13 protein-coding genes are annotated in these 9862 nt (G+C 53.7%); 1 reads left to right on the top strand and 12 read right to left on the bottom strand.

Annotated features, from left to right (window positions below; all coding sequences use genetic code 11):
- Positions 1–64 precede the first annotated feature (64 nt).
- The 5 genes from H7F08_RS04535 to H7F08_RS04515 form a co-directional block, all read right to left on the bottom strand.
- Entirely contained in the window at positions 65–409 is a 345-nt protein-coding gene (locus H7F08_RS04535) for a hypothetical protein (protein WP_024893067.1), read from the bottom strand.
- A gap of 79 nt (positions 410–488) precedes the next feature.
- Positions 489–896, bottom strand: a complete 408-nt coding sequence (locus H7F08_RS04530) for a hypothetical protein (RefSeq protein ID WP_031571578.1) — start codon at positions 894–896, stop codon at positions 489–491.
- A gap of 31 nt (positions 897–927) precedes the next feature.
- On the bottom strand, positions 928–1473 hold the full coding sequence (locus tag H7F08_RS04525; protein WP_024893069.1) for a Slp family lipoprotein: 546 nt from the start codon (positions 1471–1473) through the stop codon (positions 928–930).
- 91 nt (positions 1474–1564) lie between these two features.
- Positions 1565–1933 (bottom strand): hypothetical protein, encoded by a 369-nt coding sequence (locus tag H7F08_RS04520; RefSeq protein ID WP_031571580.1) that lies wholly within the window; start codon positions 1931–1933, stop codon positions 1565–1567.
- A 91-nt stretch (positions 1934–2024) separates the two neighbouring features.
- Positions 2025–2942: a LysR family transcriptional regulator gene (locus H7F08_RS04515; RefSeq protein WP_024893071.1), complete on the bottom strand. Its 918-nt coding sequence runs from the start codon at positions 2940–2942 to the stop codon at positions 2025–2027.
- Positions 2943–3058: 116 nt separating this feature from the next.
- On the opposite strand from H7F08_RS04515, the gene H7F08_RS04510 reads away from it, so the two are divergent.
- Positions 3059–3925 (top strand): pirin family protein, encoded by an 867-nt coding sequence (locus H7F08_RS04510; protein WP_031571582.1) that lies wholly within the window; start codon positions 3059–3061, stop codon positions 3923–3925.
- A gap of 3 nt (positions 3926–3928) precedes the next feature.
- Here H7F08_RS04510 and H7F08_RS04505 read toward each other — a convergent pair whose 3' ends face one another.
- The 7 genes from H7F08_RS04505 to H7F08_RS04475 form a co-directional block, all read right to left on the bottom strand.
- Positions 3929–4507, bottom strand: a complete 579-nt coding sequence (locus H7F08_RS04505; RefSeq protein ID WP_031571584.1) for a TMEM175 family protein — start codon at positions 4505–4507, stop codon at positions 3929–3931.
- 73 nt (positions 4508–4580) lie between these two features.
- Entirely contained in the window at positions 4581–5834 is a 1254-nt protein-coding gene (locus H7F08_RS04500) for a class I SAM-dependent methyltransferase (protein ID WP_193639978.1), read from the bottom strand.
- 150 nt (positions 5835–5984) lie between these two features.
- On the bottom strand, positions 5985–6386 hold the full coding sequence (locus H7F08_RS04495) for a HEAT repeat domain-containing protein (protein ID WP_035210265.1): 402 nt from the start codon (positions 6384–6386) through the stop codon (positions 5985–5987).
- Positions 6383–6700 (bottom strand): DUF190 domain-containing protein, encoded by a 318-nt coding sequence (locus H7F08_RS04490; RefSeq protein ID WP_031571589.1) that lies wholly within the window; start codon positions 6698–6700, stop codon positions 6383–6385. Before H7F08_RS04490 ends, H7F08_RS04495 begins: the two co-directional genes overlap by 4 nt.
- A gap of 14 nt (positions 6701–6714) precedes the next feature.
- Complete coding sequence (gene crcB / locus H7F08_RS04485) at positions 6715–7092, bottom strand: fluoride efflux transporter CrcB (protein ID WP_031571590.1); 378 nt, start codon at positions 7090–7092, stop codon at positions 6715–6717.
- Between the two features lie 18 nt (positions 7093–7110).
- Entirely contained in the window at positions 7111–9075 is a 1965-nt protein-coding gene (locus H7F08_RS04480) for a proton-conducting transporter membrane subunit (protein WP_031571592.1), read from the bottom strand.
- On the bottom strand, positions 9065–9856 hold the full coding sequence (locus H7F08_RS04475) for a 4Fe-4S binding protein (RefSeq protein WP_010639337.1): 792 nt from the start codon (positions 9854–9856) through the stop codon (positions 9065–9067). The genes H7F08_RS04480 and H7F08_RS04475 overlap by 11 nt, the downstream gene beginning before the upstream one ends.
- Positions 9857–9862 lie beyond the last annotated feature (6 nt).

Genomic DNA, 9862 nt, shown 5'->3' with positions numbered 1-9862 from the left:
TATGCGGCTTCAGGCAGCGCTGAGTGGGCTGACGTGGGCTTCATAAACGACGGAGGCACTACAATCAGGAATGCGTGATCGGCATGTGCATTTTTTCCATTGTTTTTTTGCCGCATTTTCCGTCATGGGCCTTGATAGCAGATTTGCTGACGCAATTTGCCTCCTTCGCCTTGGCGTTATTTGCAGTTTTGGGGGCCATCTTGTTCATATATTTTGAGCAATTGCCTTCCTGTTGACCCTTGCCCATCATCTGCGAGCAATTTCCTTCATTTTTGGCGCTACTGCCCATCATGGCAACTGGCTGCAGAGTTGCCGTGCCCGTGGTAGCGGCAATGGCGGTTGCCGGCAATGCCGCCATGGACAAAGCAAAAGCGGAACCGAGCGCAACAGAAACATAGGTTTTTTTCATGACAAATCCTCAGCAAAGTGGGTTTTCAGGGAGCAGGCCATGATGACGCCCGCCCCCCAGCTTGAATAAGAGCAATCTCTCACAGCACATGAAATCCTGCAACTTTATGGTGAATAAAGGTAATCTGAATCAGAACCTGCTGGCCGTTAGCCATGGTCAGGCGCCATATTCCGCTCCGGTATTTTTCTTCGTTCAGGGTGGTCACATAATTCGCCGTCCAGTGTTTTTGCAGGTCCAATTTTTCATCAAGCCGGGCCGCCATTTCCTTAAAGCTTTGTGCTGAGGCTGCTGTCGTGAACTGGGTATCTGCATTTTCTGTCCAAAGGTTGAAATCCTTGTGAACCAGGGCTGTCATCAGACGATCAAATTGTTTCTGGCTATGGTCCGGCGCTGAAATGCTGCAGTCGCCGGAGCTGGCCGCCCATGCACTTTGAAAGATAAACGGCGAGCTGCTGCACAACACTATCAGTAAAGCTCTTTTCAGCATCCTGTTTTCCTTTATGTTACAAAGAAGAGGCTTACCAGCGACCCCGAGGCCAATATCCCCAACCGGGTCCGTACCAACCAGGAAAGAAACCAAAGCCGGTGCCGACAAAAACCTGTTGCTCCACCTGTGCACGGGGCGGTTCTATAGGCCACAAATACACGGTATTCGCTGCCAGTTTGGGATAAGTATAACTGAACTGACCTACATCATGGTGCTCAGTGCCGGTAATCATTCCGATAAAAGTGACCTCACGGTCGGGACGATAAAGCATGGGATCATAAAAACCGGGTGCGCAGGCCACAAAGCGACCAATATGCGCCTCACCTTCTTCCGACCGGGGTCTGCCATCATTGCGCAGGGGTTCACCCAGTACGGTAAAGCAGGTTTGCTGCGTTTCGGGTCGGGTTTCAATGATTTTGCCACCCCAGCGAACTTGATGACCATTGAAATTGCCGCTTTGTGCGGCGACAGGGGTGATGTTTGGGAAAGTACCGCTGACCGGGGTGACCGTGGCGCAACCGGAAAGGCAGGCGGCACTGATCAGGGTGGTCCAGAAAGCCAGGCGTTGTTTCGTCATGATTTTGCTCCGCAAAAATGAGACTGACCCGCATATTGACCGAAATAAGCTCGGACTGGTTCCAAGCCTGCCCAAGCTCTTGAATTTTAGCTTAACGGGAAGTTCCCGGTCTACCGCCGGTGCTTTTGCTTCGACTCCCCCAGTAGCTCACAACAAACAGAATGACGGCCATGACCAGTTCCTGCGCAGCCGGGATCAGCCAACCTCTGGGCCAGGACTGAAACAAAACCATGGCAATGGTCAGCACACCGAGGAGAATCATGACTCCGGCAAGTCGTGACAACACCATAAACACATTTTTAGCGGTGAATACGCCGATGCCGCGATGAACGCCGATTCCGCGCAGAAAGCCGTCCAGTTTTTGCGGTGAAATCAGATAAACCAGTGCCAGGATCAGAAAGGCAAGGATGCCCAGTGCAATGATGACCCCAATGATACTCATGATATTGACCATGGGCATGACAACACCTCCATGTGGATTGTTCCTGAACAGTATAAACCATCTGACCATATCCCGAGCCAAAAGTTGGCTCCAATTGCAATGGCGTCGACTAAAAATGTGGACTGTCTTCCTGCAGTTCGGCAAAACGCGCTGCGAGAAAATCTATCAGGGCGCGTACGGCAGGGAGCAGCCCCCGTCGCGAAGGAAATACGGCGTGGATAAGCTCCGGATGTGGGGCCCACGCAGGCAATATGCGCATCAAAGTGCCTGTAGTCAAAGCTTCGCGCACCATCAGTAGCGGCAGCTGGACAACTCCCACCCCGGCTATGGCTGCATCCCGCAGGGCAATCATGTCTGTAGTGACGAAGCGGGGCTGATGCGTCCGGATGACGACGGCATTTTGTGGTCCGAACAACTCCCAATGATGATTTTGCTGGAGGCTTCCCAGACCCATGCTCGGTAATTTTACCAGATCGTCGGGTTGCTGGATGCGTCTTGCCTGAAGCCCCAGGGTGGGGCTGACCACCAGGCATTGACTGCGCTCGGCCAGAATACGTTGGATGAGTTCACTATCAGGCAATGGCGGTGGCCTGACCCGGATGGCGACATCCACACCTTCACCCAGTAAATCTACCCGCCGGTTGCTGGCTTCGAGCAGTAAGGTGACCCGAGGATACTGCGCCATGAAATCCGCGAGCATGGTGCTGACCTGCAAATGCAGCAGGGCTACCGGACAGGTGAGCCGCAATACGCCGGCGGGTTCCGCCTTGACGGAATCAATGGCCTCTTGAGCCCCTTCGGCTTCCACCAGCATGGCCTTACAGTGGGTATAGTAGATTTGCCCGATTTCCGTCACGGTGAAATGGCGCGTAGAGCGTTGGATCAGGCGCACACCCAGGCGCTCTTCCAGCCCGGCGACGCGACGGCTGAGTTTGGATTTCGGCAGGTTGATGGCACGTGCCGCCGGAGCGAAACCCCCATGCTCTACTGCCTGGACGTAATAATAGAGGTCGTTCAGGTCTTCCATGGATGCATTGTCCTATATATGAGACTCTGATAAGCGAATTTAGCCACTACTCATGTTTTGGGTCAATATCTATATTAATAGCGTAGCCAGTATGGACGCTTTTCGAGGAGATCAGCATGAAAAAAATATTGGGTATTTATGATGCACCGCCTTCCCATTGGGTCGGAGATGGCTTTCCGGTCAGTTCGCTGCTTTCTTATCATCAACACGGCAAAATGTTGAGTCCTTTTCTGCTGCTGGATCATGCCGGGCCTATGCATTTTACTCCCAGTAAACAGCCGCGTGGCGTAGGTACCCATCCCCATCGGGGTTTTGAGACGGTCACCATTGTGTATAAGGGCGAGGTCGCCCACAAGGATTCAACCGGTCGTGGTGGAATAATTGGCCCCGGCGATGTGCAATGGATGACTGCTGGCTCAGGAATTTTGCATGAGGAGTTCCATTCGCCAGCATTCACGGCAGCCGGGGGCGAACTGGAGATGGTGCAGCTCTGGGTGAATCTTCCGGCGCGAAACAAAATGACGACGCCTGCTTATCAGGCCATTATGGATGGAGATATTCCCCAAGTGCGTTTGCCGGAACAGGCTGGATCATTACGGGTGATTGCGGGTGAATATGCCGGAGAAAAAGGCCCGGCCCATACTTTTTCGCCGCTACAGGTCTGGGATATTCGTCTGCAGGCCGGGGGGCGCAGTCAATGGACGCTGCCCGAAGGATGGAATGTGGCGCTGGTGCTGTTGCAAGGAGAATTGACGGTGAACGGTGAAAATGTGCTACGGGCCGCGCAGATGCTGGTGCTGGATGCTGCGGCTCAGGATTTTTCCATCGAAGCCCACAGTGATGCGGTACTTTTACTGCTCAGTGGCGAACCGCTTGATGAGCCTATTGTCGGATATGGCCCGTTTGTCATGAACACGGAAGCGGAAATTCAACAGGCCATTGCAGATTTCAGAAGTGGCCGTTTCGGGCAGATGGAACAATGATGATCATTCTTTGCTATCGATAAGCAGGCTTTCGATGCGGCGATCTGGAATCAACCATAAAAAAGCGAGTCCCAGATAAATAAGTTTGGCGCCTGTGGGTGACCATTGAGCGGAAATAATGCCTATGAAATAGAAGATGGGCGAGACCTTTCCTTTCCAGTCCCGACCAATGGCACGCCGCAGGGTCGGTGCTCCGGCTGCGATAATGCGCTGCTGAAGGATGAAATAGGCAATGGCAGCCATGAAAAGGACCACGCCGTATAATTCTGTAGGTGCTGTGGCGAAATGGTTTTCACCCATCCAACTGGTGACGAAGGGAAAAAGTGATAACCAGAACAGCAGATGCAAATTGGCCCAGAGAATGCTGCCGGTGATTTTCCCACTGGCTTGCAGCATGTTGTGATGGTTGTTCCAGTAAATACCGACGTAAATAAAGCTCATTATGTAGCTGAGAAATACGGGCAGCACGGGTAACAGTGCTGCCATATTTTCCCCGTGAGGGACCTTCATTTCGATGACCATGATGGTGATGATGATGGCAATGACACCATCACTGAAGGCTTCCAAACGGTTTCTGCCCATGCTTCCTCCCTGACTGCCTGTAGTTAGTCAGGGCATGTTAAGCATGATTATTCTGTCAGGGAATATTTCGGGCTTACAAATCCCCCCAATCCGGTTCAGCCAGACGGTATTGATCATTTTCATATTGATAGCGCCGTTCCCAGGGGCGCGGAGTGAGTTCCTCCCCGGTCTGCTTGATAGCCAGCACCTGATGCAATGCCGACCAGTTGCGCCAGAAGGCATAAGCGCAACCTGCCATATAAATGGCCCAGATCCGATAGCGCTTGTCTCCGACCATGGCCATAGCTTCGTCCTTATGGGCTTCCAGGCGGTCCACCCAATGAATCAAAGTCTGGGCATAGTGTGGACGCAGGTTTTCGACATCAATCACCTCAAGATTCTGTCCGGCCATATCCCGGACGACGCGCCAGAGGTGAGGAATTTCACCATCGGGAAACACGTATTTATCCATGAAATCGCTGCCGGAATGATGCCCCGCCTCATCGTCCTGCTGGCTGGCGGTAATGCCATGATTCATGACCCAACCGCCTTCCTTGAGTACCCGGTTGATGACCTCAAAATACTCGGGTAACTTGGCCCGACCCACGTGCTCGAACATGCCCACGGATGACACCTTGTCAAAATAATCGCGTTCGGGAATATCGCGGTAGTCCTGCAGGCGAATTTCTACCCGATCGGCGAGGCCTTCCCTTTCAATGCGCTCTTTGGCAAAGGCAAACTGTTCTTCACTGAGGGTAACGCCCACCCCCTGAATGCCATAGTGTTTGGCGGCCCAGGTCAGCAGGCCGCCCCAGCCACAGCCAATATCCAGGAGTTTTTCACCTGGCTGCAGATGGAGTTTGCGGCAGATGTGATCCAGTTTCTGCTCCTGGGCAACATCAATATCTTCTTTGCCGGTTTTGAAATAGCCACAGGAGTACACCATGTTGCGATCCAGCCAAAGCTTGTAGAAGTCGTTGGAAACATCGTAATGATAGTGAATGGCTTCCCTGTCCTTGGCTTTGCTGTGTAAGGCCTTGTGGAGAATGCCGGTTTTGGGTTTTTTGGCCGGAAATGCGTCGCTGAGACCTTCGGCAACAGCAAGAATGTCCTGGTAGCGTCCTTCAATGCCGATAGTGCCTTCCACATAGCCTTCGCCCAGTACATCCAGAGCGCTGCCGGTGAGGAGCTGGGTAATGACGCTCGCTGATTTGAGCTGCATGGTGACCAGTGTGGGTTCATCGAAAGCATATTCGTGACCATCCCAAAAAATGACCCGTAAGGGCAGCGCCTTGCCATTGAGGCCTTTTTTGACATGGTCCAGAAAGTTACTTCGTAAGTCTTTCACGTGAATTTTCCTCCCGTATCTGGAGATGAATGATGACGATCAATGTGGCTGTATACACAACCCTCAACCATTTCTTGATTGTAGAACAAATTCCTCTGTTCTGATTTTGGAGATGAATCCAAACCCTTGGTGCTGACTGCTGTGTTATTGTTATGCAAGGCGCAATGATGTTGATGTATTCAACGCTTCTTCTGCGGCGACCCTGACGGCATGTGCTGCGTGATGGCTTAATCCCTGCAGCGCGGAAACTTTTTCCGGGCTATCCGGGACATTTTTTATGGCGCGGATGACGGCCAGCCCCTGGATAACATCTACGGGATAAGACATTGCGCATTCAGCAAGAGGGCCTGCCGCTTCCGCATGGTTCTGATTGGCGAGACTGAGTATGGCTCCCATTCTTACTTCCGAATGGGGATTTTTGAGTGCCCAGATCAAACGATCATAATAAGGGGTTTGCCGTTCCCAGGCCTCAATGTTGCGCCCACAAGCCGGACAATTCTCTACTCCGATCGGAATTTCAGCGAAGCAGAGCGGGCAGTAATGATGATTCATGCGCAGCCGCAGTCAGCTTCCCAGCGCAGAATATGATTGCCGGGTACCAGTTCGAGCAGGTGGGGCATGACCGCATCGACGGTCTCCGGTTCGTCGAAGAACTCCAGTACCAGGGGTAGATGCACGTTCAGGCGCAATACATCATCGGCGTGAACCACGCCCTTGCTGCCAAAGCCGGCAATACCCCGGAAGGCGGTGACCCCATGCACTTTGTACTGATCGTGGAGCATACGAAATATCTCCTCCATCAAATTGTGGCCATCGTGTTTATCGCCTTCTTTGATGTAAATACGGACTACGGAAACGCTGGTCATGATTTTCACCTCTCTTAAATACTGCGGGATACCCAGGCACCGGCAAATGCCGCTGCCACACACAGGAACAGTGAAGAAAACATATAGAGCAAACCTTTCAGTGCTTCGCCGTTTTCAAAAAGAACGAGAGTCTCCAGGGAGAAGGTCGAGAAGGTGGTGTAAGCGCCAAGGCCCCCGGTAAGCATGCCTGTACGTAATTCCGGACTGAGAGAAATACGTTCGAGAGTTTCAAAAAAAAGAAAACCCATGATGAAACAGCCCATGACGTTGATACTCAGGGTTGCCCAGGGAAAACCCCGCCCGAATACCGTTTGGACCAGCAGACTCTGTCCGTATCGTGCCCAGGCACCCAAAACGGCAAATATGGCGATGAAGCCGAAAGTGGCAAACATTTTTACTCCTTGACTGAATTAAATATAAAAAACACTCGCAAAAATAATGATGAGCAGTACTCCGATATAGGCCAGATAGGCATTCAGCGAACCATTTTGCAAGGCTAGTCCTAGGCGATCACTCATGATTTGCACAAAGCGCACTACAGGACGGAATAACCAGGGACCGAATACCGGGGCCTGACTGTAATCAAAATGCAGTTCACGAACGAAATAACTTCTTTCACTGTGGCTTTTCCGGGTATTGGTGCTGGGGCGGTAGACAAAGCTATAGAATTCACGCAAAGCATTGGAAAAAGCCAAAGCCGTGACCGCATTATTGGCCGGTATCTGGCGTAATCCGTGACCCCAGACCGGCACCCGTTTGCGCCCCTGACGAAGATGACTCCAGCCCAGCATGGCTAATGGAATCAGGGATAGTAGCAGTCCCATCAGCAGCAGCAGCGGAGGTGAAATAAACGCAAAATGAAAACGCAGAGGGATCAGGATTGGTCCTTTCACCATGCTGGCCAGGGCGGCGGGAACAGCGGGCCAGTTATCGTCGGCGAGAAAGCCGAGGGTCCAGGGCAGTGCTGCAGCATACCCCAGAACCAGCAGGCCTAAAGCGAGAATGGGCCAGCGTCCGGTAATGCTGTGTTGATTTTCCTCGCGACCCAGTAAACCCAGACCGAAGACCTTGATCATGGTGGCCAGGGCGATGGCGGCGGTCAGTGCCAATCCCGCTCCACCCAAAGCCAGGGTGACTCTGGCGGCAGAGCTGGTCAGATGAAAATCCTGAAAGACCGTCTGAAATAAATACCATTCGCCCGCAAACCCGGCAGTAGGCGGCATCGCAGCCAGACTCATTGCGCCCAGCAGTGCGCCGATGCCAAGGGTCCAGGGCGCGAGTGCCAGCACCCGGCTCTGGGCTATGTTGTAATCGCCGCGCACACTGGCGACCCGGTCGGCACTCAGCATCATGCTGCCTTTGGCCAGGCTGTGACCGCCCAGATGAATGAGACCTACGGTCCAGGCCAGGGTACTGAGCATATTCAGACCGTCAGCCCGGAACAGGGAGGCGGCACCCAGCGCGACGACCGCTAATCCGGCGTTTTCAGCCGTGGAAAAAGCCAGCAGACGGCGCCAGTCTTCCTGCTGAAAGGCATATAAAATGGCCAGAATAGCGGTGATGGTGCCCAATGCAACCAGTAAAATACCGGTGCCGGTAGCGCTACTCCGGGGTAACCAGTCAAGCATGGCCCGGCCCAGGGCAAAATAGGCCACATTGAGGATGATGCCGGATAATAATGCCCCCGATGCGCCACTGCCACTACTGTAGGCACCGGGATACCACTCGTAAAAGGGCAAAATACCCAGCTTGGCACCGAAGCCAATGATGAACAGAATGGCAATGCCAAAGGCCGCTGATCCATAAGTTGCCCAGGACCCCGCCCAGGCAGTAAATTCAGTATTCTCGGCTCCCAGTAAGAGCAGGCACAGCAACAAAGCGACGGCGCCAATCTCGAGCAGAGCCAGCATATACAAATTGGATTGACCGCTTTTTTCACGATTCTGCAGCCCATCGGCAAGCAGCATGACGGCACCGCCAAAACTCAAAAATTCCCAGGCAATCAGAAAGGCGATCCCTTCCTGTAAACCGGCAACGCCGAGACTTCCCAGTAAAGCCAGCCCTGCCCCGGACATCCAGATGCCGGGATTTTTGGCGCGGCTGGGGGAAAGGAAGGCGGCCAACGCGGCGAGCCCGCCCCAGAAGACCAGCCAGGCGGCAGCCGCCTGCAGGTGCCAGGTCACGGGAATGCTGCCCAGGGACCAAAGCTGTCCAGTGTCAGGGCCAGATCCTGCTAGCAGACTGAGGACGCTGCCCACCAGTATCGCCACGGTGCCGAAAATGAGGGCAATCCGTGCGCCGGAACTCAGACGCAGCAGACCGAGAATAATGGCGAGAACAAAAAGCAGTGCGCCCAGCAGGAAACTATTGAGCATATTGGCCTCCTGTTACTTTTTGCGGCATGCGTTCTACCAGAAGCAGCAGGGCATGAATGAGTGCTGCCGGATTGGGTGGACAGCCCGGCAGCCAGATGTCCACCGGGAGAATGCCTTCCAGTCCGGATCCACCGGCATAACCCTCATCCATGGGCGCGCCTGAGACGGCACAGGTGCCGGTAGCCATGACACTACGTGGTTCGGGCATGGCTTCCCAGGTGGCCAGCAGTACGTCGTGCATGGGTGCGGTTACGGGTCCCGTGACCATCAGCAGGTCGGCAAAACGCGGTGAGGGCGTAAAGAAAATGCCCAGTCGGTGCAAATTATAAAAGGGATTGTCCAGCGCACTGATTTCGGACTCGCAGGCATTACAGGAACCGGCGTCCACATGGCGAATGTGCAGACTGCGGCGCTGGCTGGCCGCAATGCGTTTGCGAAGGTCTGCGGCCTCAGCACTTTCCAGTGCCGCTGACCAGATGAGATCACTGCGCTGACGCACGCCAAAAGCCCAGTCGTAGGAACTTTGCATGGCCCCCTCCGGGCATTCCTCCACGCAACGCTGGCAGACAATACAACGCCCGTAATCGATCACCGGTTCGCCATCCACCTGATGAATAGCCTGAGTGGGGCAGCTCTCCACACAAAGATCACAACCGCTGCGGCAGGCCGCGATATCCAGGCGCGGCATTCCCAATACCCCTTCCTGACCATCGGGTCCACTTTGGGGCCAGCGGGTAGCGGCTTTACCGGCTTTAAGTCCTGTCCAGGTCCATAATGGCATAATTTT

Source organism: Acidithiobacillus sp. HP-11 (assembly GCF_015100075.1).
In the GTDB taxonomy this organism is placed as follows: Bacteria; Pseudomonadota; Gammaproteobacteria; order Acidithiobacillales; family Acidithiobacillaceae; genus Acidithiobacillus; species Acidithiobacillus thiooxidans.
Note: the sequence above shows the minus strand (reverse complement) of the source record. Positions and strands in the feature narration are given on the sequence as shown.

Bases quoted from the DNA above. Each gene is read 5' to 3' on its own strand.
- crcB (WP_031571590.1), bottom strand. From the start codon at position 7,092: ATGTTTGCCACTTTCGGCTTCATCGCCATATTTGCCGTTTTGGGTGCC.
- H7F08_RS04520 (WP_031571580.1), bottom strand. From the start codon at position 1,933: ATGCCCATGGTCAATATCATGAGTATCATTGGGGTCATCATTGCACTG.
- H7F08_RS04495 (WP_035210265.1), bottom strand. From the start codon at position 6,386: ATGAATCATCATTACTGCCCGCTCTGCTTCGCTGAAATTCCGATCGGA.
- H7F08_RS04505 (WP_031571584.1), bottom strand. From the start codon at position 4,507: ATGGGCAGAAACCGTTTGGAAGCCTTCAGTGATGGTGTCATTGCCATC.
- H7F08_RS04515 (WP_024893071.1), bottom strand. From the start codon at position 2,942: ATGGAAGACCTGAACGACCTCTATTATTACGTCCAGGCAGTAGAGCAT.
- H7F08_RS04480 (WP_031571592.1), bottom strand. From the start codon at position 9,075: ATGCTCAATAGTTTCCTGCTGGGCGCACTGCTTTTTGTTCTCGCCATT.
- H7F08_RS04490 (WP_031571589.1), bottom strand. From the start codon at position 6,700: ATGACCAGCGTTTCCGTAGTCCGTATTTACATCAAAGAAGGCGATAAA.
- H7F08_RS04530 (WP_031571578.1), bottom strand. From the start codon at position 896: ATGCTGAAAAGAGCTTTACTGATAGTGTTGTGCAGCAGCTCGCCGTTT.
- H7F08_RS04535 (WP_024893067.1), bottom strand. From the start codon at position 409: ATGAAAAAAACCTATGTTTCTGTTGCGCTCGGTTCCGCTTTTGCTTTG.
- H7F08_RS04475 (WP_010639337.1), bottom strand. From the start codon at position 9,856: ATGCCATTATGGACCTGGACAGGACTTAAAGCCGGTAAAGCCGCTACC.
- H7F08_RS04525 (WP_024893069.1), bottom strand. From the start codon at position 1,473: ATGACGAAACAACGCCTGGCTTTCTGGACCACCCTGATCAGTGCCGCC.
- H7F08_RS04510 (WP_031571582.1), top strand. From the start codon at position 3,059: ATGAAAAAAATATTGGGTATTTATGATGCACCGCCTTCCCATTGGGTC.